Below are 25,813 nucleotides of genomic sequence, written 5' to 3'. Positions count from 1 at the left end.
AGTTCTCCATTTGGCTCTATTGCCATTTACGGTGATAAGCGCCAAGCGTGGTTTGTGTACCTTCCGATACATTCGCCAGTGTCGCATTCCAAGCTTGTTCTACTTGGTATTGTTCTGGATTTGCTAAGTAGCGGTCGATGGCTGCGCGCCAAGTGCGAGTTACTTGTTCTACATAAGCAGGGCTACGTTGACGACCTTCGATCTTCACTGAAGCAACATTCGCAGCGAACAACTCAGGAAGCATTGATAATGTGTTAAGGCTAGTTGGCTCTTCAAGTGCATGGTAGCGCTTACGTTCACCGTCTATCTCCGCTTCGAAGCGACCTTTACACAGCGTTGGGTAGCCCGCGTTCTCACCTGCTTCATACTTATCGATAAGGATCTCATTCAAGCGAGACTCTAGGCCTGTTTCTGTCTCTTGCCAGCGAACGTATTTCGCAGGAGAGCATGCACCAACCGTATTTGGTGATTCACCTGTCATGTATGAAGAGAGGTAGCAACGCCCTTCTGCCATGATACACAAACTACCGAAAGCGAATACTTCAAGGTCAACGTCAGAAGTGATGTTACGAGAAAGCTGTTTAACCTGATGAATCGATAATACACGCGGTAATACCACACGCTTAACGTTGAAGTTTTTATGGTAGAAGTCGATAGCAGCGGCATTGGTCGCGGATGCTTGTACAGATAAGTGCAGTTCAAGATCAGGATACTTGTTTGCTGCGTACTCAAGTACCGCGATGTCTGCGATGATCAGTGCATCGACACCCAGCGCAGCTGCGTTGTCTACAGCATTAGTCCAGCGTTCGAAGCCATTTGGGTGAGCAAACGTATTTAAGGCAACATGAATTTTCTTGTTGCGGTCATGCACATACTGCACAGCACGATTGAGCTTTTTACCCGCAAAGTTTAGGCCTGCAAAGTGTCGGGCATTGGTATCGTCTTTGAATCCGATATAGACAGCATCCGCACCGCAATCAATGGCGGTTTTCAAAGCAGGTAAGTTACCCGCTGGGCATAAGAGTTCCATTTGCTCACTACCAGTAGAATTAAGTTGAAGCGAGCATTTTATGAAGAATTGTGAATGACGGAATTGATGTAAGGCAGGTTTAGATGGATAAATCTGCTTTTACTCCGTTTGAGGTACTGACGAGCGGTGGTTTTGTGTGTTGCTTTGGCTTGGAACGCGGTGCGTATTCGAATCGTCTAATTAGTTTTTATGACGGCGGTTTTGTGCGAACAGCTCTTCAACATCTTGTTTAGGTTGTGGGCGATAGAAGTGGAAACCTTGAATGGAGCTACAGTTGAGGTTCGACAGTAGAGTCGCTTGTTCACTGGTTTCGACACCTTCAGCAACCACAGTTAAATCGAGAGATTTACCCAGATTGATGATGTTTTCAATCACAGTGATTTGTTTAGGTAGCGTATCGATATCCGAGATGAAAGCACGGTCGATCTTAAGCTCATCAATTGGGAAGCGAGCAAGGTAAGACAGGGAAGAATAACCGGTACCGAAATCATCAATCGATAGGGCGAAGCCGAGTTTCTTGATGGCGTTGAGCATTTGCAGCGTGTGTTCACTGTCACTCATCACTGCACTTTCTGTCAGCTCAAACGTAATTGCACTTGGGTCTAGCTCTGTCGAACGCAGCAGCTTTTCCATGTAATCAATCAGTTTCGGGTTACCAAACTGTTCGGGAGAAAGGTTGATTGCCACACGCCCTGGCAGGATCCCCTGCATCTTCCAGCGTTTAACGGTCGCAAATACTTCACGCATTACCACACGACCAAGCTGCTCGATAAGACCTGCACGTTCTGCAACTGGGATGAAGGCGGCAGGGCTGATGTAGCCTTCTACTGGGTGCTTCCAACGAACTAGAGCTTCTGCACCATTGATGGTGAAATCACGGGCGTTTACTTTTGGTTGGTACCAAACCTCGAGTCCGTTTTGTTGCAGCGCTTTTTGAAGCTCAATCTCCAGCCACAGTCGCATACGCGCTTCTTTGTTCATCTGTTCGTTGAACTTGATCAGGCGGTTGCGACCACGATCTTTCGCCTCATACATCGCAGTGTCGGCATTTTGCAGAAGGATGCGAGCATCAGTACCATCTTGAGGAAAGCTTACACTACCAATAGAGCAGGCTAAGCGTTTACTAAAGTGGTGAAGATCGAAGGGTTGGTTGATCAAGGAAATGATCTTTTCAGCGAGCATTTCAGGTGTTCGTTGATGTTCAGGCTCTGGCAGAATAATACCAAATTCGTCACCACCTAAATGACCGATAACGGCTTGACGAGGCAGTAAGCGTTTAAGACGCGAAGCGACCTCTTTAATCACTTTGTCACCGATGTGATGACCCAGTGAGTCATTGATATTTTTAAAGTTATCAATGTCTAAGTAGAGCATGACAACAGGCGTGTCGTTGTGAATGAACTGCTCAAGGCGCTTGGTAAACCCAACTCGGTTGTAGAGCTTGGTTAACGCGTCGATATAAGCATCTTCACTGTTAGCGGGCGTGTATTGTTTTGCGGTTTCTTGCGCGTCTTGGATAAGCACAAGCTGGGTGCTACTGCCGAGAATGGCCGTTGAGTCGATGTTGAGTTGAACCTTACGTTCGAAGCCACATCGAGCGCCCGTTAAGCAAACCAAACCAGACTCAGAAATAATAGAACTCAGGCTATTATTGAAGACTGTTTTGGTTTGTTCATCGATAAATAAGCGGCCTAACTCTTCGCCAATCAACTCAGTAGTGGAATTGAAACCAAGTAAGCGAGCTGCTGCTGGGTTGGATGACAAGATGTAGTCGTTCTCAACCAAGAGTAATCCGTCTGGGAGTAAGTGAGAGAGCTTGTGGAACTTCGCTTCGGACTCTTCTAATGAACGGACAAGGACTTGGTTTTCAGATGTATCGAAGGCATGAAAGACGATGTAGTCAGTTTTGTTGCCGTTTGCTAGAGGGGATAAGCTGAAATGAAGGCTGGTATCGAGGTCAGTTTCGTTGAGAGTAACTTCGGCCTCAATTGTTTCGCCATTGAAGGCACGCTCATAGTAAGGCTTAAGATGTTGGTAGAATTGCTCGCCTAAGGTTTGGCGGTCATTCATGCCTGCAAGCTCTGTTTGGCTCAAACCAGCAATATCGCAGTAACGCTCATTCACCATAAAATAGTTATGTTGAGCATCAAGTACTGCAAAAAAGAACGGACTATTTGCAGTTAGCTGGGTAAACCAATGTTGTAGTTGCTGGGGAGGCATCAAAGTACTACCAATTCTCCAAGAGCTTGAATATTCACTATCGATAAATATTTATTACTTTTTGTGTGGTTATCGATATTTACCTGTGAGTGCAGCGATCCGCTGTAATTCTCATTACCTGAGTTACTATAACTGTGATTTTCAGGATATTAAAGGTCGAGTATCAAACAGAAGTTAATTTGATACATAACAGTAACTGAGATCTCAACATCATCTATGATGCATTCCATATTATTGACAAAGTTACGGATAAGTCACGTGATAAACAAGATTCGCACTCAACTAGTTCAAAATGCCGCATCAATTTTGCGATCTCCAGTCCAGTTATTGCCTAAAACAGTACAAAAAAGAGCCTTATTAGAAGCACTGAAGAATGTCTTCAAGGAAGCTTTAGAAGACGGTGACTTTGAGTTCTTAGAAGATAAGTGGCTGAAAGTTTCAATAAAAGATATGGGGTTAAGTTGGTGTATTAGTTACGAAAATGAGCAACTGGTTGTAGCTGATAAAGAAGTCGCTGAAGATGTCAGTTTTAGCGGAAACCTCAACGATCTTGTGTTGATTGCGGGGCGTAAAGAAGACCCAGATACGCTTTTCTTCCAGCGTAGACTGTCTATTGAAGGTGATACTGAGCTCGGTTTAGAGGTCAAAAACTTGATGGATAGCGTAGATTTGGACTTATTGCCGACTCCTATGAAAACTTTGTTAAATCAATTAGCTGATTTTGTGCAGAAGGGAGTACAATCCCCAGATACACAAAGTGAGGTAATGAATGCTTATTCGAACTGAAGCACCGGCAGATATACTTGTCATTGATCGTTTATTGAAATCTGTTTTTGAAACGGATGCAGAAGCTAATTTGGTTATGAGCTTGCGTGAGAATAGTCATTTAACGCTATCGCTGGTGGCTTGTTCTGACGAAGGCGAGGTGGTTGGTCACCTGATGTTTAGCCCAATTACCCTTAAAGGTGAAGATCACAACTGGCAGGGGCTTGCGCCACTTGCTGTGAAAGAAGAGTTCCGCAACCAAGGCATTGCTAAATCACTGGTTGAAGATGCTTTCTCTACTTTGGTTGATTTCGGTTACCCAGCCGGTGTTGTGCTTGGTGATCCTGCCTATTACGGTCGCTTTGGTTTCAAGGCTGCGAGTGAGTTTGGTTTGAGCTGCGCTTGGGATGTGCCTGAGGGAGCTTTTCAAGCTATCGAGTTAGTTGAAGGTGCGCTTGTCGGGCATTCTGGTGAGATTGCTTATAGTCCTGAGTTCAACGACTTATAAGCCTATTTCTCACGCAATATAATGCAAACTGATTTAGTCTAAATAAAGGAGCTTGATGCTCCTTTATTTTTTGTTAGTATCAGTCCAACTCTGATGAGCTCGTTTTAACTCTGCTCTAATAAGCCACCCACTATCAACCTAAGGTTATAACCGCTAGATATGTCACAAACACACGCACAATACCTGCAAGAGATGGGCATTAGCCAATGGGAGCTTAGCCACCCAGAGCGTTTGGCGGGCTATGAATCTGAATTGACTCCGCTCTCTAACGATTGCAAGTTACTGCTGGTATCGCCTGAAAAGCCTCAGGAAGACCTCGCCGTGATGTTTGAGCGTGTACTCAAAAGTATCAAGCTCGACTTATCTCAAGCCTTACATATTCAGCCTCAACACCTGTATTCTATCGAGCTTGGTGATGTTGAATGGGTGTGGTTTGCAGGTTGTGAGTCTGCCCAAGAGTTGAAAGCAAAAACATTACAATCCCCATTACTGTCTGACATTAATGGTAATAACCAACACCGCCGCGACTTATGGCAACAAATTTGTGCTTATGACTAATCAATTTTTACCGACTTCACAACAACACCTAGACGCTATTTGGCAGATAGAGCAGACCGCGCATTCTCACCCTTGGTCTGAAACCATGGTTCGCGATCTCGATAGCCGAGGTGCTTGCCACCATGTGCTTGAAGTCGATGGGGAGGTGGTTGGGTATTTCTTCGCACAGAATATCGTTGGTGAAGTCACGCTGCTTAATATTGCTGTCGACCCAAGCCAGCAAGGTAAAGGTTATGGTAAAGCGCTGACCGAGCATTTTCTTGATATGTGTGAGCAAGCTGACGCGGAAAGTGCTTGGCTGGAAGTTCGCGAGAGTAACGTGAACGCGTTTAACCTGTATGAGAAAGCCGGTTTCAACGAAGTCGACCGCCGTCGTAACTATTACCCAACTAAGCAAGGCAATGAAGATGCGATCATTATGAGCTATCTTTTTATGTCTTTTAGCTAGTCACCTTGTCGCTTTTCGCTAAGCAGAGAATAAGCGACAAAATAGGGTGCAAACTGACCCTTTAGAAAGTGATACGCTTTCTGTATAATCCGCACACAGAATTCAAGGGCAAGTATTATCTACTTGCCCTTTTTACGCTTTAGATCAGCAAAGGGCGACTATGTCTTTCCAACAAGAAGTGAGCAAACGTAGAACGTTTGCAATTATCTCTCACCCGGATGCGGGTAAAACCACGATTACTGAAAAAGTTCTTTTATTCGGAAACGCGATTCAGAAAGCGGGTACCGTTAAAGGCCGTGGCTCTAACCAGCACGCTAAATCTGACTGGATGGAGATGGAAAAAGAACGTGGTATCTCGGTAACTACGTCGGTAATGCAATTCCCATACAATGATTGCCTAGTAAACTTACTAGATACTCCAGGACACGAAGATTTCTCGGAAGATACGTACCGTACACTAACTGCGGTTGACTCTTGTTTGATGGTTATCGATGCTGCGAAAGGTGTCGAGGATCGTACTCGTAAACTAATGGAAGTAACACGTCTACGTGATACGCCAATCGTAACGTTTATGAACAAACTTGACCGTGACGTTCGTGACCCGATGGAAGTGCTTGATGAAGTGGAAAGCGAGCTGGGTATGGCTTGTTCTCCAATCTCATGGCCAATTGGTTGTGGTAAAGAGTTTAAAGGTGTTTACCACATTCACCGTGATGAAACGATCTTGTACGAATCTGGCCATGGTCATGAGATCCAAGAAGTACGTATCATCAAAGGTCTAGATAACCCTGAGCTAAATGAAGCGGTAGGTGACGATCTTGCTGAAAGCGTGCGTGAAGAGCTAGAGCTTGTTATCGGTGCTTGTCCTGAATTTGATCACGACTTGTTCCTTGCTGGTGAACTAACGCCTGTTTACTTCGGTACCGCACTGGGTAACTTTGGTGTTGACCACATGCTAGATGGTCTAACGAAGTGGGCACCGGCACCGCAAACTCGCCAAGCGAACGAGCGTGATGTTGTGGCTACAGAAGAGAAATTTTCTGGCTTCGTATTTAAGATCCAAGCAAACATGGATCCGAAGCACCGTGACCGTATCGCATTCATGCGTATCGTATCGGGTACTTACAACCAAGGTATGAAGATGAACCATGTTCGTACTGGCAAGAACGTAAGTATCTCTGATGCGGTAACCTTCATGGCGGGTGACCGTGCGCGAGCTGAGAAAGCGTACGCGGGCGATATCATTGGTCTGCACAACCACGGCACAATCCAAATTGGTGATACCTTTACTCAAGGTGAAAGCCTGAAGTTCTCTGGTATTCCAAACTTCGCACCTGAGCTATTCCGTCGTATTCGTCTACGCGATCCACTGAAGCAGAAGCAACTTCTTAAAGGTTTGGTTCAGCTTTCAGAAGAGGGCGCTGTGCAAGTATTCCGTCCAATGCAGAACAACGACCTGATCGTTGGTGCGGTTGGTGTACTTCAGTTCGACGTGGTTGTAGCGCGCTTGAAAGCAGAATACAACGTAGAAGCTATCTACGAAGGTGTTAACGTTGCAACAGCTCGCTGGGTTGAGTGTGACGACGCTAAGAAACTGGAAGAGTTCAAACGTAAGAACCAATCTAACCTAGCGCTAGATGGCGGTGACAACCTGTCTTACATCGCCCCAACTATGGTGAACTTGAACCTAGCTTCTGAACGTTTCCCAGAAGTTCAGTTCCGAGCGACGCGCGAGCACTAATTACTCCGCGCTCTATTCGAGTTAAACAAAAACGTCTATTGTTCTGCAATAGGCGTTTTTTAATGCGTGTCATTTGAAGTAAGAGTCGTGAGGTTATGATGTTCGGTTGGATAAAAGTTTGGATTAAGAAATACGATAAGTGGTGCGAGGAGCTTGGTTTAACACCTGAGAATAAGCGCAGCTGTGTGCCTCATCGTCGTGATCCTCAAAGACAACAAACAGAGAGTGGGGAAGATGACACCAGAATTAAGTGATTTTCCGCTATTTGATACCCATTGCCATGCGGACTTTGACGCCTTTGACAGCGGTTTTTCAGTTGAGCAAAGTCTTGATGGTTACCTAAAAGAAGCGAAACAAGCCCAAGTTGAGAAGCTGCTGATTCCTTCTATTGGTCAAAGTAATTGGCGGAAACTCGATAAAATCGCTCAATCTCACCCTAATATTTACTATGCATTAGGCTTCCACCCGTACTTTTTAGATCAAGCGGATGAGGCGCAATTTTCAGAACTTCGCCAGTTACTCTCTTCAAAAAACAGCCAGTGTATCGCGGTAGGAGAGTGTGGACTCGACTTCTTTGTCGACGTCGAAAAGGAAAAACAAGAGCGTTTTTTTATCCAACAAATGGAGCTTGCGAAGGCGTTTGACCTGCCTTTAATCATCCATGAGAGGAAGTCATACAACCGACTTATTGAGCTAATAAAGCAGCACAAGTTCACCTTAGGTGGTGTGATTCATGGTTTTTCGGGGAGTGAACAGCAGGCTTTGGCTTGGATCAAGCTCGGTTTCTATATTGGCGTCGGTGGAACGATAACTTACCCAAGAGCGCAAAAAACACGCACAACCATCGCAAAATTGCCCCTTGAATACTTGGTATTGGAAACGGATGCTCCGGACATGCCCATGCATGGAAACCAAGGAAATGTTAATCATTCCAAATATTTAGTTACGATCTTAAATGAACTTTTTTTGCTTAGAAAAGAGCCAAAGCAATCGATTGCAGCGCAAATTTGGCAAAATAGCCATCGCGCATTCGGTATATGTGAATAAAATCGAAGGTTTTTGTTTATCGTTTGCGTAAATTGCACTGAGCTTGTGATTTGGGTCACATTTGCGTGTGAATGGTACATGAATCTTCTACGAAAGTGTGAGGACGGCATTACTTTATTAGTGGTCGCATGAGTATAATTGCCTCCGCTTTATAGCCCCATTTTGTAACACGCCAATAAATAACTAATAAGGAAGTCATAAACTATGAGCCTGTTTATGAGCCTAGTCGGAATGGTTGCACTGATCGCAATCGCAGTACTACTATCTGACAACCGCAAAGCTATTAATCTAAGAACAGTGGGTGGCGCTTTCGCTATCCAATTCGCACTTGGTGCATTCGTACTTTACATCCCTTGGGGTCGTGATCTACTTGCAGGTTTCTCTGCTGGTGTAGCAAACGTGATCGACTACGGTAAAGACGGTACTGGTTTCCTATTCGGCAGCCTAGTTAACTTCTCAGTTGACGGTATCGGTTTCATCTTTGCTTTCCAAGTACTACCAACTCTGATTTTCTTCTCTGCACTTATCTCTGTACTTTACTACATTGGTGTAATGCAAATTGTAATCAAAGTTCTTGGTGGTGGTCTTCAGAAAGCTCTAGGTACTTCTCGCGCCGAGTCTATGTCTGCAGCAGCAAACATCTTCGTTGGTCAAACTGAAGCACCTCTAGTTGTTCGTCCATTTGTTCCTAAAATGACAAACTCTGAACTATTCGCAGTAATGTGTGGTGGTTTGGCTTCTGTAGCTGGTGGTGTACTAGCAGGTTACGCATCTATGGGTGTACCTCTAGAGTACCTAGTTGCAGCGTCATTCATGGCAGCACCTGGTGGTCTACTATTCGCTAAAATCATCAAGCCTGAAACTGATAAGCCAGACGACAACATCGCTGACGAAATGGACGGTGGCGATGACAAACCAGCTAACGTTATCGACGCAGCAGCAGGTGGCGCATCAGTTGGTCTACAACTAGCTCTAAACGTAGGTGCAATGCTACTAGCATTCATCGGTCTAATTGCTCTAATCAACGGTATCCTAGGTGGCATCGGTGGTTGGGTTGGTATGGAAAACCTAACTCTAGAACTTCTTCTAGGTTGGATCTTCGCACCACTAGCATTCATCATTGGTGTTCCATGGGAAGAAGCAACTATCGCTGGTTCTTTCATTGGTCAGAAGACAGTTGTTAACGAATTCGTTGCATACCTAAACTTCGTACCATACGTTGGTGAAAACGCTCAAGTTGTTGCAGCAACTGGCCAAGTGATGTCTGAGAAGACTCAAGCAATCATCGCATTCGCACTATGTGGTTTCGCAAACCTTTCTTCTATTGCGATTCTTCTAGGTGGTCTAGGTGGTATTGCACCAAGCCGTCGCCACGACATCGCACGTATGGGTGTTAAAGCGGTAATTGCTGGTACTCTATCTAACCTGATGGCAGCAACAATTGCTGGCTTCTTCCTATCTTTCTAATCAAGTAGATTTAGATATATAGACGCCATAATAATATCGCCCCGTAGCAAGAAATTGCTGCGGGGCTTTTTTGTTTTTAGGCCTAGTGATTCTTTGGCATAAGCATCAGCTTGAAGTCGATTAATAGGTCTAGAATGTTTTTTTGAGATACAAACCGTTTGCGTTCTAAGGAGCACTACAATTTATTGATGGATACCTATAATGTATAAGCTTAAGGGATAGGATGTCTCTTTTGGCAAGAAAGTGACCGCTAGGATTCGTCCAAAGGTTATTCTTCTGGGATTAAGCCAAACTTAGCGATACGCTATAGATGTTAGACACAACATGACTGATTTGTTGTGCCATAGACCAAACTGGTACTGTGCGGTGACAAGGATTGCAATTGGTAGCGAAAGTTATCAAGTCTTCAGGGAACCAAGTCCGTTCATTTGTGACTACTGAGCATTACTAAAATATCCATCTATACTGGATGGAGGGCGAAGTAGTTAACTATTTGAATATATTGATCGGAGATAGAAATGAGCGATTTAAAAGCAGCAGCTCTACGTGCACTTAAACTTATGGACCTAACTACGCTAAATGACGACGATACTACTGAGAAAGTAGTGGCGCTTTGTCATGACGCGAAGACTGCAGTAGGCAACACAGCTGCAATCTGTATTTACCCTCGCTTTATCCCAGCAGCTAAGAAAGCGTTGCGTGAGCAAGGTACTCCAGAAGTACGCATTGCGACTGTAACTAACTTCCCTCATGGTAATGACGACATCGAAATTGCTGTTGCAGAAACAAAAGCAGCAGTAGCGTACGGCGCAGATGAAGTTGACGTAGTATTCCCATACCGTGCTCTTATTGCTGGCAACGAAGAAGTTGGCTTTGAGCTAGTTAAGCAATGTAAAGCAGCTTGTGGTGACATCACGCTTAAAGTGATCATCGAAACAGGTGAACTGAAAGAAGAAGCACTGATCAAGAAAGCTTCTCAAATCTGTATCGAAGCTGGTGCAGACTTCATCAAAACTTCAACAGGTAAAGTGCCAGTAAACGCGACTCCAGAGTTCGCACGCATGATGCTTGAAGTTATTCGTGACATGGGCGTTGCTAAAACAGTTGGTTTCAAACCTGCTGGTGGCGTACGTACTGCGGAAGATGCAGCACTATACCTAGCAATGGCTGATGAACTACTAGGCGCTGAGTGGGCAGACAACATGCACTACCGTTTTGGTGCTTCAAGCCTACTAACTAACCTTCTTAATACATTAGAAGTGACAGACCAAACTGCTGATCCAGCAGCATACTAATATCCCAATCGGGTGTAACAAGATTTAGTCTGTTTGATGGAGTGGCGTTAAGTCACTCCATATTACCTCTTTCCCCTACAAACCATACTCACTAGAGTTTGGGAGGCACTAATGTATCTACCTCAAGAAATTATTCGCAGAAAACGTGATGGCGAAGTCCTAACTGCTGAAGAAATTAACTTCTTCATTCAAGGCGTAGCTAAGAACACGGTTTCTGAAGGCCAAATTGCAGCATTCGCAATGGCTATCTTCTTTAACGAAATGACAATGCCAGAACGTATCGCACTAACGTGTGCAATGCGTGACTCAGGCATGGTGATTGACTGGAGCCACATGAACTTTGATGGCCCAATCGTTGATAAACACTCTACTGGTGGTGTTGGTGACGTAACTTCTCTGATGCTTGGCCCTATGGTGGCAGCATGTGGTGGTTTCGTTCCAATGATCTCTGGTCGTGGTTTAGGCCACACTGGCGGCACCCTAGACAAGCTTGAATCTATTCCTGGTTACAACATTACACCAACTAACGATGTGTTCGGTGAAGTAACCAAAGATGCTGGCGTAGCGATCATCGGTCAAACTGGTGATCTAGCTCCTGCTGATAAGCGTGTTTACGCGACTCGTGATATCACAGCAACCGTAGATAATATCTCGCTGATCACGGCTTCAATCCTATCTAAGAAACTGGCTGCTGGCCTTGATTCTCTAGTGATGGATGTAAAAGTAGGTTCAGGTGCATTCATGCCGACTTACGAAGCGTCTGAAGAGCTAGCGAAATCGATCGTTGCAGTAGCAAACGGTGCAGGCACTAAGACAACAGCAATCCTAACGGACATGAACCAAGTTCTGGCTTCTTCGGCGGGTAACGCAGTAGAAGTACGTGAAGCGGTTCAATTCCTTACGGGCGAATACCGTAACCCACGTTTGCTAGAAATTACGATGGCATCGTGTGCTGAAATGCTGGTGTTGGGTAACCTTGCAAAAGATTCAGACGAAGCGCGCGAAAAACTGATGGCAGTACTGGATAACGGTAAAGCAGCAGAGTGCTTCGGTAAAATGGTAGCGGGCCTTGGTGGTCCAGCAGATTTCGTAGCGAACTACGATAACTACCTAGAAAAAGCAGAAATTGTTAAGCCAGTGTACGCGCTAGAAAGCGGTGTGGTATCAGCAATGGATACTCGTGCAATTGGTATGGCTGTAGTTGGTATGGGCGGTGGTCGCCGCGTAGCAACGGACAGCATTGATTACGCAGTCGGTTTTGATCACTTCATTCGTCTTGGCGAAGTGGCAAGTGAAGATAAACCATTAGCAATGATTCATGCTCGCAACGAACAACAGTGGCAAGAAGCTGCAACAGCATTACAAAATGCAATCACTGTGGGCGGAGAATATACAGCAACGCCAGACGTTTACCGTCAGATTCGTTCTGAAGACGTGTAAATAACAGGGTTCGGCATACCTAGTGTATGCCGATAAACAGAGTTCTGGTGCAAAGAGCAATAAGTTGGTGAAGAAAATGAAAAGAGCATTTATTTTAGTTTTAGATTCATTCGGTATCGGTGAAACAGCGGATGCAGACAAATTCGGTGATGTAGGTTCAGACACTATGGGTCACATCGCAGATCATTGTGACAAAGGTCTTGCAGACAACGCAGATCGTCAAGGTCCTCTGACGCTACCAAACCTGTCTAAGCTAGGTTTAGCTATGGCTCACAAAGAGTCTACAGGTCGTTTTGCTCCGGGTATGGATGCAGACGCTGAAATCATTGGCGCTTACGGTCACGCTGCTGAGCTGTCTTCTGGTAAAGACACGCCATCAGGTCACTGGGAAATCGCTGGTGTACCAGTATTGTTTGACTGGGGCTACTTCACCGACAAAGAAAACAGCTTTCCAAAAGAGCTAACTGACCGCATTCTTGAGCGTGCTGGTTTGTCTGGTTTCTTGGGTAACTGCCACTCATCAGGCACTGAAATCCTAGATAACCTAGGTGAAGAACACATGAAGACTGGCCTGCCAATCTTCTATACTTCTGCGGACTCTGTTTTCCAGATCGCTTGTCATGAAGAGACATTCGGCCTACAAAACCTATTAGACCTTTGTCAGATTGCTCGTGAAGAGCTAGAAGACTACAACATTGGTCGTGTTATCGCGCGTCCATTCGTTGGTCCGGGTAAAGGTCAATTTGAGCGTACGGGTAACCGTCGTGATCTTTCTGTTGAGCCACCTGCGGCAACTATCCTGCAGAAACTTGCTGATGAGAAGGGCGGTAACGTTCACTCAATCGGTAAGATCTCTGATATCTACGCAGGCTGTGGTATCACTCAGAAAACCAAAGCAACAGGTATCCCTGCGCTATTTGAAGCAACAAAAGAAGCGATCAATGAAGCGGGCGACAACACGATTGTGTTCACTAACTTCGTTGATTTCGACTCAGCTTACGGCCACCGCCGTGATGTTGCGGGTTACGCAGCGGCACTTGAGTACTTCGATGGTCGCATCAATGAAATCATCGATATGATGAAAGAAGATGATGTACTTATCCTAACTGCAGACCACGGTTGTGATCCAACATGGCCTGGTACAGACCATACTCGTGAGCATATCCCTGTGATTGTTTACGGTCAGAAGGTTCCAGCCGGTTCTCTAGGCCGTCGCGATACGTTCGCTGATATTGGTCAAAGCTTAGCGTCATACTTTGGTACATCACCAATGGGACACGGTACAAGTTTCCTATAATAGTTAACGAAGAGAGAGGGAAACCTCTCTCTTCTTTTTTTGTTTTGAGATTAAGGATATTTTCAATGGCTACTCCACATATTAATGCTGAAATGGGTGATTTCGCTGACGTAGTTCTAATGCCAGGCGACCCGCTGCGTGCTAAATACATCGCTGAAACCTTCTTAGAAGAAGTGGTTCAAGTGTGCGACGTTCGTAACATGTTTGGTTACACCGGTACTTACAAAGGTCGTAAGGTTTCGGTAATGGGACACGGTATGGGCATTCCATCTTGTTCTATTTACGCAACTGAGCTGATCAAAGACTTTGGTGTGAAAAAGATCATTCGTGTTGGTAGTTGTGGTGCAGTGAGCGAAGATATCAAAGTGCGCGATGTGGTTATTGGCATGGGCGCATGTACTGACTCAAAAGTGAACCGTATTCGCTTTAAAGGTCACGACTTCGCAGCTATCGCAGACTACAAAATGGTACGTGCGGCAGAAGATGCAGCAAAAGCGCGTGGTGTTGATGTAAAAGTCGGTAACTTGTTCTCGGCTGAGTTGTTCTACACGCCAGATCCTGAAATGTTTGAAGTGATGGATAAATACGGCATTGTCGGTGTAGAGATGGAAGCAGCAGGCATCTATGGTGTGTGTGCGGAGTACGGTGCAAAAGCTCTGACTATCTGTACCGTGTCTGATCACATCAAAACCGGTGAGCAAACTACATCAGATGAGCGTCAAACAACCTTCAACGACATGATGGTTATTGCGTTAGACTCTGTGCTTCTTGGTGACCAAGAGTAATTGTTCTTCACTTTAGCTTGATAAAGTAACTGTCTCGTCCTAAAATACGTTGACAGTATTTCTACTAAGCCAACAGCGCCAGCTGTTGGCTTTTTTCATGCACCTCATTTGGAGTTTTCATCATGAGACTGAGGTGCGGCCTCATATTGTTATAGATATTGATAGACTCTTTTACTAGTCGTTTAAGCTCCTCAAGACTCTTACACCTATCAAGTAAGAACTCTTGTTTCAGGATCCCGTTTATTCTTTCTGCTAAGGCATTTTGGTAGCAATCATAACCATCTGTCATCGAAGGCATTATGCCGCTAGTTTTCAGTTTATCTTGATATACACCTGAGCAATACTGTAGACCACGATCTGAATGATGGATACAAGAATGATGATATCGACGCTCTTTGATAGCCATATCTAGCGCTTTCACGACATCCGTCGCTTTCATTTCATTACTCAGCTCATAACCCATTATTTTTCGGCTAAAAGCATCTGTAACCAATGATAGGTAGTGAACTCCTTCATCAGATTGAACATAGGTTATATCGCTCACCAACACACTCTCTGGACTACATGGCTTGTAGTCCTTTAATAAGTTCGGGTGTTTCTTCATCCAATGCCGACTATTGGTCGTTTTTGTAAAACTACGCTTAGGTCTTACCAACAATCGCTCAGCGCGTAAGTAGTTGAAAAGCGCATCTCGGCCTAACTTGATACCTTGTTCTTGTAGTCTGGGTTTTATTAAAAAATAGAGCTTCCTAGTACCAACCCGAGGCATATAGCGCCTAATATCCAACACCATTTTTTTAATCGGTTTAAGCTCTAACCGACGGTGATGAGCTCGCTTTTCTCGTTGATAAACACTCTGCCTTGTTATGCCGCAAAGCCTACATACTCGAACTAGACTTATTCCTTCTTGCTTTTGAAGGCTTCTGGCTCCTTGGCTAGATACTTTTTTCTGAGACTGGTTCCGTGCTCAGCATCAAGGATATCAACCACTCTATTTAAGAAGAGGTTCTTGATTTTTTCGTCTTCCAACTCTTTTTCAAGACGTTTTATTTTCTGTGCAGGCGATTCTTTAGGCTTAGGTGATTGGCTCATGACATTCATCCTTGGATTTTGCGCCCAATTCATCTTACCGTGCTTTCGAAGCCAGGTTAAAACGGTTGAACGGCCTTGGATACCATAAATGGTTTGGGCTTGTTTATATGTCATATCGCCTCTTTCTACAGCGGCGACGACCTGTAATTTAAAGCCTAGTGTGTAATCACGCTGAGTGCGCTTAACGTAGGTATTATTTGAAGTAGTCATAATTCGTCCTCAATGTGTAAACACATTTCAGGACGAGACAAACAGATAACAAAAAGCCCCGTCGCTGCCTGAGCGTCGGGGCTTTTTATTGGATCTTTTGAACTGAGTCGTTATGAGCTTACGTTTTTCAACAGTAAGTTCTCACCAGACTTGGTCGGTCTTCTACGAATCAACATAATGAACAGCACACCACTGACGAAGCCCATCAAAACCATACCAATCATATAACGATCGCTCTTGCGGTAGTGGTGATCTGAAATCGCCGTCATTTTACCGGTTTCGAAGGTCACACGAATAAAGCCGATGATCGTATGTTCTGCAGAATAAATAGGTTCAACTAATTGCTGTCTGCCGATACTTGCGGTTGAAAGTGGCGTGTCTAAGCCAAGAACCTCACGTACAGAGAGTGCTTTTTCGCTTGAAGCCAGTCGGATACCCTCTGCATCATAGATGGTGGTATCGAATACTAGTCGGTCTTGAGACAGCTGATTGGTTAGATCAAGCAGTCGTTCTTGGTCTTGTTGCGTGATCATCTTGCTGGCTGAAAGTGATGCCTGAGAGATAAGCAGCTTGGTAAGCGTTTCCAACTGTTTCGCTTGGATCTTCTCGTTACCTTTACTGATCACGACCGTATTTTTAATCGTTACGACGAACATGGTAGCCAGCAAAATGAGGGCTAGCATTCGTAAAGCGTTACGTATTGAGAACAATGATTCATTCATGTTTCACGAAGCCTGAAATAAACAAATGTTATGATTAAGACATATTGAGACTTGCGTTTTCAAATTGCAATAGGTTAACGTTTAGCATAGTTAATTAGGAATCATACACATGGACGCTCAGAAATATCTGCCGATTAAAAGGCATACGACATTATTAACTCGACTCCCCGAGACTCGTTTCGCATCTCAACTCGCAAAGGCAAAGGCCAACTGGATTGTATTTGGCGAGTACCTATCTCCACAATATTTTGATGACATCGACTTTTTCACTGGCACTTACAACACCATTCTTGATACATGGAAAGTTGGGCATTATGAAGTGGCTTTGATGTCTGGAAACTTAACGCCTGCTCACGAAGAAATCCTACAAGCATTGAAGCTTGATTATGCTTGCCTTAGCGAGGTCCCAGACTTATCTAAGCCAGGTTTGATTGTGATGGATATGGATTCCACAGCGATTCAGATTGAATGTATTGATGAAATTGCAAAGCTGGCTGGAGTAGGAGAGTTAGTCTCTGAAATTACAGAGCGAGCTATGCAAGGTGAGTTAGATTTCGAACAAAGTCTACGCCAACGAGTGGGCGCACTAAAAGGTGCCGATGAAGCTATTCTGGAGCAAGTGCGTCAATCACTGCCATTCATGCCCGATCTCGTTGGGCTTGTGAACACACTGAATAAGCTTGGTTGGAAAACAGCAATCGCATCAGGTGGCTTTACTTACTTCTCGGATTACTTGAAAGACACGTTAGACCTAGACCATGCTCAGTCGAACACTTTAGAAATCGTTAAAGGCAAATTGACGGGTGAAGTTCTCGGTGATGTGGTTTCAGCGCAAACCAAAGCTGATATTTTAGTAGAACTGGCTGAAGAGTATGAGCTGGAATTGCACAACACGGTTGCTGTGGGCGATGGCGCGAATGACTTGGTGATGATGGGTTCTGCAGGTTTAGGTATTGCTTACCATGCGAAACCAAAAGTAGAGCAGCAAGCTCAAACCGCTGTGCGTTATGCAGGTTTAGGTGGTGTGCTTTGTATCTTGTCGGGTGTATTGGCTAAGCAGCAAAAAATCAGCTGGCAGGCCAAACCTTAAGGTTTGCTGCTAGGTTTTATTAGCAGCAAACGATAATAGAACTCAGATACAAAAAAAGCAGGCGATGAGCCTGCTTTTTCTATTTTAAAATCCAGCAAATGGATGTTGACCTAACGAGTAAGCTCTAATCGAATCAACACTTCATCTGTGATGTCTTCAATCTCACCATAGCCGATAAAAGCGGTGATTTCGTTCTCTAACTTCTTCGCTTGGTGCATGCTAATTCGAGCCAGTTCTTCTAAGTCCGATTGGAACAAGGTGGTCAATGGATTAAAGATTGGCGCGGTTGTCACACGCAGTACATACACATCACCCAAGTGCTGCGCCTTCTTAATGAATAAGATGCGCTCTTTTGCCGAAGCGAAATCTTTCACCAACTTGGTATGCACCGATTGGATTTTGTCGGCAAACTTCACAGCAGCAATATACACGTCATGATGTTTAGGCTCAGCGCCTTCGATTCTTTTCAGTGGCTCAGCCAGTAATGAGCTAGTGTGACCCTTAAAGATCGGTTCTAGTGAGAACTTCTGGTTGTGTCCAAGCTTAGCCAGTAGCGTTAGGTGCTTATTCAGTGGGAAGTTCACACCAATGATCTTACAGCGCAGCGTTGAGCTTGGCTTATCAATGAAGATAGGGTTACTGACCATCTTGCTCAGCAATATATTGTGCAACGATTCGAGCAACGAATTGGTTGGCAGTATCTCTTTCTTCTTAATCAGTTTACTTTGGTTTTGATCGATAAGCCCGTTAAGGAACGCGATAGTACGCATTGTTTTGGCATTCTCTGCAATAACCAATTGTACGTTTCGGCCATTCGGGCTTACGCGAATCACGTGATAAGGCACTGTGCTCAGTGGCAAGTTTTTATCATAGAGCTGTAGCTCATTGAAGTTGACCAATACGGGGTCATTAATCTTGAGCACCATCGGGTGTTCAAGAGTAATGCTGAGCCCACGTTTCGAGATGTCTAAGGTGTGCCCGTTCGCTGCTGCACCATCTTGTGAAGTGAGCTGCAACGGCGACTTAAACTGGTATCTCGGCTCTTTACGACGAGTCTGAGAGTCAAAGTAAATACTTTGAATGTTCCCAACCACAGTGCGTGGGTGACGGAAACGGTTCAGTTCACTGCTTGGAATGCGTGGCTTTTCACTCAATAGATAGTCAGCCGCACTTTCGTGATCACCAATTTCTTGCAAAATGCCACAATGCGTCAATTGTGCTGAGCTTTGAGCCAGCGTATCTGAGTGCTTGGCTAACGCTTGTCGCTCGGTATCGGAGAGTTCGAACACCGAGAACTTGAACGCCTTCCAACTTTTACGTTTGCCACCAATGTGCCAGAACAGTTGTCTTTGCTCACGAGAGGCTTCAGGGAGCATCATCGAGTAGAACAAGGTCTTATTCTGATGCTCATGGGTAAACGAATAGATCACGTTACTGGTGCCTTTAACGCCAGGTTTCGCCAATAAGTTCATTCGTTGTTCGTTGAACAGAGTACCCAGAGCTTGTTGGTTACGCTCGTCGTGCCAGTATTGCCACAATGGATGGTTGTTATCCGTAAGTAAGGCAAGCTTGAGTTCGCTACCGCTGAAGAACAAAGGTAGGTTACAGGTGTGCTTTAGATAGGTGTGTTCGATGCCTCGCGTACGAGTTCGAATGATCCTATCTTGGTTCTCATGGCTGGTTTTTTTACTGGTGCTATTTAAAGACTCATCAAGCAAGCGAGCCACAATATTGTTGTCGCTTACTTTGATGGTTCTCAGAAATTTAACTGCGTTGTTCTCGTATGATTCATCAATACCCAGAACGCGAAATTCTACTGCTTGGTTAACGTCGTTTTCTTGAGAATTTTCGACAAGCTCGGTGAATTTAACGCTGATGATTTCACCAAGGTTATAGCGAAAGGCACTTGGTACTTTGAACTTTGCACCAGAAGGGGAGATATCAACCGTCACACCGTGTAGGCTTTGCCCTTTCGATGTGGTGATCTCAACCTGTGAGCTAATCTTGAGTCTGTTCTCTTGGCGCTTTAAGTCGTAACCTAGGTTAATGGCTTCCGCTTCATACGGGCTGTTAGCGCTGGTGATGTCGTGGCTATCTTGAGACGAAGTTTTAACAACACTGCGCAGTGGCTGAGTTCGCGGAGTCATCACTAACTCCCATGCGCCCTCGGTGTAACCTTTAAACTTTTTTGTACCACGTTGATACGCGTTTAAAGCAATGTCATCGAGCCAGTGCTTACGGCCATCGAGAGTGAATTGACGACACTCATTATCAATGCGTCCGCGTAAATCAATGCTCTTTGTACACGGAGCCATGATACGATTCAGTTCCATTTTAACGAGCAGCTTCAGAGACGGCGATTCCCCTTCTGTCATTTGAGAAAGAAGGAATTCGAAATCTTCGGCGTGGTAAGCCGGGATTAAACGTTCTGCTACAGATAGAATTTCAGATTGCTGCATACTTTTCTTGTTAGAATGGACGGTGCGTTTATGTTATCGACTAGTTTAAATCGATCTTTAAGTATAAGTGGTATGACTGCAACTTTTATTTTCATCCATACGGTCAAATAAGTCACAAATTGACAACATCATTGTGTAATTGAGTAAATTATTGAGGTTTTATGGCTAAGGCAAAGCGAGCTTATGTGTGTAATGACTGTGGTGCCGATTTTCCACGTTGGCAGGGGCAGTGCAATGCATGTGGTGCTTGGAACACGATTACAGAAGTTAGATTAGCGGCTTCACCTCAGGTCGCACGTAATGAACGGTTGAGCGGTTATGCGGGCGGTGCAACTGAATCTTCAGTTCAAACGCTGTCAGAGATCGATTTGCAAGAAGTGCCACGTTTTAGCAGTGGCTTCAAAGAGCTAGACCGCGTACTCGGTGGTGGTGTCGTACCAGGCGCTGCGATCCTGATTGGTGGTAACCCGGGTGCAGGTAAATCAACGCTGTTATTACAGACTATGTGTCAGCTTTCTTCTCAATTACCAACTCTGTATGTAACCGGGGAAGAATCTCTGCAACAAGTCGCGATGCGTGCGTCTCGACTTGGATTGCCAAAAGAGCATCTAAAGATGCTCTCAGAAACGAACGTGGATAAGATTTGTCAGGTTGCCGAAAAAGAACAACCTAAGATCATGGTTATCGACTCGATCCAAGTTATGCACGTTGCGGACGTTCAATCCTCTCCGGGCAGTGTTGCACAGGTTCGTGAATCAGCAACCGCATTAACGCGCTACGCAAAACAGAATAACGTTGCCGTGTTCTTAGTTGGACACGTAACTAAAGACGGCACCTTAGCGGGGCCAAAAGTACTTGAGCACATTATTGACTGTTCCGTTCTATTAGATGGCGGAACCGATAGCCGTTTTAGAACGCTACGCAGCCACAAAAACCGTTTTGGTGCAGTAAACGAACTGGGTGTGTTTGCGATGACAGGCCAAGGGCTAAAAGAAGTCAGCAACCCATCCGCTATCTTCTTATCTCGTGGTGAAGAAGAAACCTCGGGCAGTTCTGTTATGGTGGTGTGGGAAGGTACGCGACCACTTCTTGTCGAAATCCAAGCGCTGGTGGATTATTCACAGCTGGCCAACCCACGTCGCGTCGCTGTCGGCCTAGAGCAAAACAGGCTTTCACTGTTATTAGCAGTGCTGCATAAACACGGCGGCTTACAAATGGCTGACCAAGATGTGTTTGTGAATGTCGTCGGTGGTGTTAAAGTAACCGAAACCAGTGCTGATCTTGCGTTGGTGATGGCTCTACTTTCTAGTTTCAGAGACCGCGCATTGCCAAAAGATGTGGTGGTGTTTGGAGAAGTAGGCCTAGCGGGTGAGATTCGACCTGTACCGAGCGGACAAGAGCGTTTAAATGAAGCATTTAAACACGGCTTTAAGAAAGCAATCGTACCGGCAGCGAACATGCCTAAAGGTGGCATTCCAGGAATGCAGATCCACGGTGTGAAAAAATTATCGGAAGCAATTAATGCTTTTGATGAGTTGTAATTGAACTCACTTCAGCTACTCTATACAGCAGCAATTCAGCCTAACCTTAACGCCGATTAGGCTTTAGGTTAGCACTATAATTAACAATCATTTAGATTGTTACTACTGAGTGCCTTTTTCTATATGTTAGAAAAAGGCAAAGTTTTTTAGTCCCAAATGCATGCAAAGCTATCAGTCTTCACAGATTGTGATATACTCTGCGCGCATTTTATATCCTATTAACAGAGTAAGACAATGGCAGATTTATCGAAATACAGAAACATTGGTATTTTCGCGCACGTTGATGCGGGTAAAACAACTACCACTGAGCGTATCCTTAAGCTAACTGGTCAAATCCACAAGACTGGTGAAGTACATGATGGCGAATCAACGACTGACTTCATGGAACAGGAAGCTGAGCGCGGTATTACTATCCAATCAGCAGCTGTAAGCTGTTTTTGGAACGATCACCGTCTAAACGTTATCGATACTCCTGGACACGTTGACTTCACAGTTGAAGTATACCGTTCTCTTAAAGTTCTTGATGGCGGTATCGGTGTATTCTGTGGTTCTGGTGGTGTTGAACCTCAATCAGAAACTAACTGGCGCTACGCTAACGAATCAGAAGTATCTCGTCTGATCTTCGTTAACAAACTAGACCGTATGGGTGCAGATTTCTACAACGTTGTTGACCAAGTTAAAAACGTTCTAGGTGCTACTCCTCTAGTTATGGTTCTACCAATCGGTCGTGAAGACGAATTCGTTGGTGTTGTAGACCTACTAAGCCGTAAAGCATACGTTTGGGATGACACTGGTCTTCCTGAAAACTACGAAATCAAAGATGTTCCTGCGGACATGGTTGATGACGTTGAGCAATACCGTGAAGAGCTAATCGAAACTGCTGTAGAGCAAGACGATGACCTAATGGAAGCTTACATGGAAGGTGAAGAGCCTTCTATCGAAGACATCAAGCGTTGTATCCGTAAAGGTACTCGTGATATCGCATTCTTCCCAACGTTCTGTGGTTCTGCGTTCAAGAACAAAGGTATGCAACTTATCCTTGATGCTGTAGTAGATTACCTACCAGCACCAACTGAAGTTGATCCTCAGCCTCTAATGGATGAGAACGGCGAAGAAACTGGCGAACACGCTATCGTTTCTACAGATGAGACTTTCAAAGCGCTTGCATTCAAAATCATGGATGACCGCTTCGGTGCTCTAACTTTCGTTCGTATTTACTCTGGTAAACTGAACAAAGGTGACACGATTCTTAACTCATTCACTGGCAAGACTGAACGTGTTGGCCGTATGGTTGAGATGCAAGCTGATGACCGTAACGAACTAACTAGCGCACAAGCTGGTGACATCATTGCGATCGTTGGTATGAAGAACGTGCAAACTGGTCACACTCTATGTGATCCTAAGCACCAAGTAACGCTTGAGCCAATGGTATTCCCAACTCCAGTAATCTCAATCGCTGTATCTCCAAAAGATAAAGGCGGTTCTGAGAAAATGGGTATCGCGATCGGTAAAATGGTTGCAGAAGATCCATCTTTCCAAGTTGAGACTGACGAAGAGACTGGCGAAACTATCCTGAAAGGTATGGGTGAACTTCACCTAGACATCAAGGTAGATATCCTTAAGCGTACATACGGCGTTGACCTAACTGTAGGTGCTCCTCAAGTTGCTTACCGTGAAACTATCACTCAAGCAATTGAAGATAGCTACACGCACAAGAAGCAATCTGGTGGTTCTGGTCAATTCGGTAAGATCGATTACCGTATCAAACCAGGCGAAGCTGGTTCTGGCTTCAAGTTCAACTCTGTAGTTGTGGGCGGTAACGTTCCTAAAGAATTCTGGCCTGCAGTTGAGAAAGGCTTCGCATCTATGATGGAAAACGGCGTACTAGCTGGCTTCCCAACTCTAGACGTTGAAGTTGAACTTTTCGATGGTGGTTTCCACGCAGTCGATTCATCTGCTATCGCATTTGAAATCGCAGCGAAAGGCGCATTCCGTCAATCTATGCCTAAAGCTGGCGCGCAACTTCTTGAGCCAATCATGAACGTTGACGTGTTCACTCCAGACGATCACGTTGGTGATGTTATCGGTGACCTTAACCGTCGTCGCGGCATGATCAAAGATCAACAAGCTGGCGTAACTGGTGTTCGTATTAAAGCTGACGTACCTCTTTCTGAGATGTTCGGCTACATCGGTCACCTACGTACTATCACTTCTGGTCGTGGCCAATTCTCTATGGAATTCGCACAATACGCACCATGTCCAACTAACGTTGCTGACGAAGTGATTGCAAAAGTTAAAGCAGAAAAAGAAGCTGGTAAGTAATTAGCCCTTTTCTCAATTAGCTAATAAAGCCCCGCAAGTGAAAGCTTGCGGGGCTTTTTATTGCTTGTAACATAATACGAGATACGAGATACGAGATACGAGATACGAGATACGAGATACGAGATACGAGATACGAGATACGAGATACGAGATATGATGTTGGTGTTGTCCCTAAAAAGTAGACACCGGGGTTGTCCCGTATTTAATCAACACGGGACTGATAAAGAAGGGAGAGATTAACGCTTTAAGTCGATGTAGATCTGCTCTACTTTGGTACGAGCCCAGTCGGTTTTACGCAAAAACTTTAGGCTAGATTTAATACTCGGGTCTTTTTTGAAACAGTTGATGTTGACCATGTAACTCAACTCTTCCCAACCGTAATGTTCAACCAATTCAGTCAGTAGCTTTTGAAGAGTGATACCGTGAAGTGGGTTATTTTCTTGTGTCATGAGATGTTCTCGCCATTTATTTGAGCTCAGTATACCAGTTTCGCTTTATGAATTATCAGACCATTTAAGTTCGTAATCGGTGTGGATAATCGACAGTTCTTCTCTACCTGTATCACCAAACAATTTAACTTGAGCCTGCATCCATTCTTCGAAGCGTCTTATCTTTTCTCGATGGAAGTAACCTGGAGGCGCGCATAAAAAGTAATTGTATTTAGGCTTCAGCGCGATGTTACCGATTCGGACGAGTTTCTTTTCCTGCAAATAGCGATACACCAAGCTGTGCTTAACTAAGGCTACGCCCTGAACGGATAATGCACCCTCTAAAACAAAATGTGAGCCGTCAAATTGCAGTGATGAACGTCCTGCCTTCGCCCCAACAACGTCTAACCATAGATTCCAATCCATATCAGGCCAACGGTCTTCAATCAACTCTGCTTTATGCAGATCGCTGATGTCATAGATTCCATAATTTTCTTGATAGATAGGATGGCAGACAGGGTAAACCACTTCGTCCATTAACCAACGTGATTCAATGTTTGGGTAGTTACCATGGCCATATCGAACACAGACATCGACAGCCGAGTCTTCAAAGGTAACCAGTTTGTTGGTCGGTTCTATTAACATAGATAAATCTGGATGACGGTCGCGGAAGTCGCCAATTCTAGGAACTAACCAATGTTGTGCAAAAGAAGGTACGGTAGAAATCGATAACTGGGTGGGGTTAGGGTCTTGGTTTATTCGTCTTACTCCATCTTGAATATGAGCAAAGCCTTTCTTCGCTTGCAGATAGAGCACTTCACCTTCATGAGTTAATACTATTTTTCGGTGTTGGCGAATAAAGAGGTCAGCTCCTAACCACTCCTCAAGTTGACGAATTTGTTGACTCACCGCAGCAGAAGTAACAAATAGCTTTTCTGCTGCAAGCTTAAAACTGCCTGTTTCAGCCGCAGTATAAAAATAATAGATCCCTTGGAATGGTGGGGTTCGCTCCTTCACATTAGTTTTCCTTAATTGAATGTCAGTATCTATCGTTTGTCGTGAATGCGTTACTGGTCGATTATTGACCATAAGAAAGCAAAGCGTCAATAGGAGAGCGATTATGAACACGATAACAACGACATCAAATACCCATCATTCATTCTTATCATCGTTATCAGGTAAGAAATTCTATTCTAAATTTAGGATTTATCTTCAGAATCGTAGGACGAGAAAACACCTAGCTGAGCTATCGGATCATTTACTTGAAGATGTTGGTATTACCCGAGAGCAGGCTAATGAAGAGATGAGAAAATCTTTTTGGGAATAACTAACCTTCACACACGTAACT

Annotated in this window: 23 protein-coding genes; 16 read left to right on the top strand and 7 right to left on the bottom strand. The window is 44.6% G+C overall.

Annotation, left to right across the window (positions count from 1 at the left end):
* Nucleotides 1–16 precede the first annotated feature (16 nt).
* The gene (locus tag FLM53_RS04845; protein ID WP_176680388.1) at nt 17–1,030 is read right to left on the bottom strand and encodes a peptidase U32 family protein; all 1,014 of its coding nucleotides are present in this window, start codon (nt 1,028–1,030) and stop codon (nt 17–19) included.
* A 180-nt stretch (nt 1,031–1,210) separates the two neighbouring features.
* Nucleotides 1,211–3,250, bottom strand: coding sequence for a bifunctional diguanylate cyclase/phosphodiesterase (locus FLM53_RS04840; RefSeq protein ID WP_017629626.1), 2,040 nt, complete (start codon nt 3,248–3,250; stop codon nt 1,211–1,213).
* Between the two features lie 216 nt (nt 3,251–3,466).
* Between FLM53_RS04840 and FLM53_RS04835 the strand changes: the two genes are divergently transcribed.
* From FLM53_RS04835 to deoD, 12 genes are all read left to right on the top strand, one after another.
* Complete coding sequence (locus tag FLM53_RS04835) at nt 3,467–4,036, top strand: SCP2 domain-containing protein (protein ID WP_176680387.1); 570 nt, start codon at nt 3,467–3,469, stop codon at nt 4,034–4,036.
* Nucleotides 4,020–4,523, top strand: coding sequence for a GNAT family N-acetyltransferase (locus tag FLM53_RS04830; protein WP_176680386.1), 504 nt, complete (start codon nt 4,020–4,022; stop codon nt 4,521–4,523). Before FLM53_RS04835 ends, FLM53_RS04830 begins: the two co-directional genes overlap by 17 nt.
* Before the next feature lie 159 nt (nt 4,524–4,682).
* A complete protein-coding gene (locus FLM53_RS04825) occupies nt 4,683–5,081 on the top strand; it encodes a DNA polymerase III subunit psi (RefSeq protein ID WP_176680385.1) in 399 nt (132 codons plus the stop codon).
* Nucleotides 5,074–5,529 carry a ribosomal protein S18-alanine N-acetyltransferase gene (gene rimI / locus FLM53_RS04820; RefSeq protein WP_176680384.1) on the top strand — a complete coding sequence of 152 codons (456 nt, stop codon included), beginning with the start codon at nt 5,074–5,076 and terminating at the stop codon, nt 5,527–5,529. The genes FLM53_RS04825 and rimI overlap by 8 nt, the downstream gene beginning before the upstream one ends.
* A gap of 160 nt (nt 5,530–5,689) precedes the next feature.
* Nucleotides 5,690–7,270 carry a peptide chain release factor 3 gene (prfC, locus tag FLM53_RS04815; RefSeq protein ID WP_132762122.1) on the top strand — a complete coding sequence of 527 codons (1,581 nt, stop codon included), beginning with the start codon at nt 5,690–5,692 and terminating at the stop codon, nt 7,268–7,270.
* A 98-nt stretch (nt 7,271–7,368) separates the two neighbouring features.
* Entirely contained in the window at nt 7,369–7,524 is a 156-nt protein-coding gene (locus FLM53_RS04810; RefSeq protein ID WP_176680924.1) for a DUF5363 family protein, read from the top strand.
* Entirely contained in the window at nt 7,505–8,317 is an 813-nt protein-coding gene (locus FLM53_RS04805) for a TatD family hydrolase (protein WP_176680383.1), read from the top strand. Before FLM53_RS04810 ends, FLM53_RS04805 begins: the two co-directional genes overlap by 20 nt.
* A gap of 204 nt (nt 8,318–8,521) precedes the next feature.
* Complete coding sequence (locus FLM53_RS04800; protein ID WP_017629634.1) at nt 8,522–9,784, top strand: NupC/NupG family nucleoside CNT transporter; 1,263 nt, start codon at nt 8,522–8,524, stop codon at nt 9,782–9,784.
* 518 nt (nt 9,785–10,302) lie between these two features.
* Nucleotides 10,303–11,079: a deoxyribose-phosphate aldolase gene (deoC, locus tag FLM53_RS04795; RefSeq protein WP_048605645.1), complete on the top strand. Its 777-nt coding sequence runs from the start codon at nt 10,303–10,305 to the stop codon at nt 11,077–11,079.
* 111 nt (nt 11,080–11,190) lie between these two features.
* Nucleotides 11,191–12,519 carry a thymidine phosphorylase gene (deoA, locus tag FLM53_RS04790; RefSeq protein ID WP_176680382.1) on the top strand — a complete coding sequence of 443 codons (1,329 nt, stop codon included), beginning with the start codon at nt 11,191–11,193 and terminating at the stop codon, nt 12,517–12,519.
* 76 nt (nt 12,520–12,595) lie between these two features.
* Nucleotides 12,596–13,816: a phosphopentomutase gene (locus tag FLM53_RS04785; RefSeq protein WP_132762129.1), complete on the top strand. Its 1,221-nt coding sequence runs from the start codon at nt 12,596–12,598 to the stop codon at nt 13,814–13,816.
* Nucleotides 13,817–13,881: 65 nt separating this feature from the next.
* Entirely contained in the window at nt 13,882–14,601 is a 720-nt protein-coding gene (gene deoD / locus FLM53_RS04780) for a purine-nucleoside phosphorylase (protein ID WP_004734474.1), read from the top strand.
* 64 nt (nt 14,602–14,665) lie between these two features.
* Here deoD and FLM53_RS04775 read toward each other — a convergent pair.
* Together FLM53_RS04775 and FLM53_RS04770 are read right to left on the bottom strand one after the other, a co-directional pair.
* Nucleotides 14,666–15,903 (bottom strand): IS3 family transposase gene (locus FLM53_RS04775; RefSeq protein ID WP_176679224.1). Its coding sequence is split into 2 segments (ribosomal slippage): nt 14,666–15,531 and nt 15,531–15,903, totalling 1,239 coding nucleotides; the frame shifts between segments, so codons are not numbered across the junction.
* A 110-nt stretch (nt 15,904–16,013) separates the two neighbouring features.
* Nucleotides 16,014–16,625: a YtjB family periplasmic protein gene (locus tag FLM53_RS04770; protein ID WP_019819837.1), complete on the bottom strand. Its 612-nt coding sequence runs from the start codon at nt 16,623–16,625 to the stop codon at nt 16,014–16,016.
* A 109-nt stretch (nt 16,626–16,734) separates the two neighbouring features.
* Between FLM53_RS04770 and serB the strand changes: the two genes are divergently transcribed.
* The gene (serB, locus tag FLM53_RS04765) at nt 16,735–17,715 is read left to right on the top strand and encodes a phosphoserine phosphatase (protein ID WP_048612297.1); all 981 of its coding nucleotides are present in this window, start codon (nt 16,735–16,737) and stop codon (nt 17,713–17,715) included.
* Nucleotides 17,716–17,825: 110 nt separating this feature from the next.
* On the opposite strand, the gene FLM53_RS04760 is transcribed toward serB, so the two are convergent.
* Nucleotides 17,826–20,174, bottom strand: coding sequence for a PilZ domain-containing protein (locus FLM53_RS04760; protein WP_176680381.1), 2,349 nt, complete (start codon nt 20,172–20,174; stop codon nt 17,826–17,828).
* 161 nt (nt 20,175–20,335) lie between these two features.
* On the opposite strand from FLM53_RS04760, the gene radA reads away from it, so the two are divergent.
* Complete coding sequence (gene radA / locus FLM53_RS04755) at nt 20,336–21,715, top strand: DNA repair protein RadA (RefSeq protein ID WP_017063288.1); 1,380 nt, start codon at nt 20,336–20,338, stop codon at nt 21,713–21,715.
* A gap of 234 nt (nt 21,716–21,949) precedes the next feature.
* On the top strand, nt 21,950–24,037 hold the full coding sequence (fusA, locus tag FLM53_RS04750) for an elongation factor G (protein ID WP_017629642.1): 2,088 nt from the start codon (nt 21,950–21,952) through the stop codon (nt 24,035–24,037).
* A gap of 236 nt (nt 24,038–24,273) precedes the next feature.
* On the opposite strand, the gene FLM53_RS04745 is transcribed toward fusA, so the two are convergent.
* Nucleotides 24,274–24,486, bottom strand: a complete 213-nt coding sequence (locus FLM53_RS04745; RefSeq protein ID WP_017106559.1) for a VF530 family DNA-binding protein — start codon at nt 24,484–24,486, stop codon at nt 24,274–24,276.
* 45 nt (nt 24,487–24,531) lie between these two features.
* Nucleotides 24,532–25,482 (bottom strand): LysR substrate-binding domain-containing protein, encoded by a 951-nt coding sequence (locus FLM53_RS04740; protein ID WP_176680380.1) that lies wholly within the window; start codon nt 25,480–25,482, stop codon nt 24,532–24,534.
* Nucleotides 25,483–25,585: 103 nt separating this feature from the next.
* On the opposite strand from FLM53_RS04740, the gene FLM53_RS04735 reads away from it, so the two are divergent.
* Nucleotides 25,586–25,792, top strand: coding sequence for a DUF1127 domain-containing protein (locus FLM53_RS04735; protein ID WP_176680379.1), 207 nt, complete (start codon nt 25,586–25,588; stop codon nt 25,790–25,792).
* Nucleotides 25,793–25,813 lie beyond the last annotated feature (21 nt).

The organism is Vibrio sp. Scap24, assembly GCF_013394185.1.
Taxonomy (GTDB): domain Bacteria; phylum Pseudomonadota; class Gammaproteobacteria; order Enterobacterales; family Vibrionaceae; genus Vibrio; species Vibrio pomeroyi.
The sequence above is the reverse complement of the archived record's forward strand: the minus strand, read 5'-3'. Positions and strand labels throughout refer to the sequence as shown.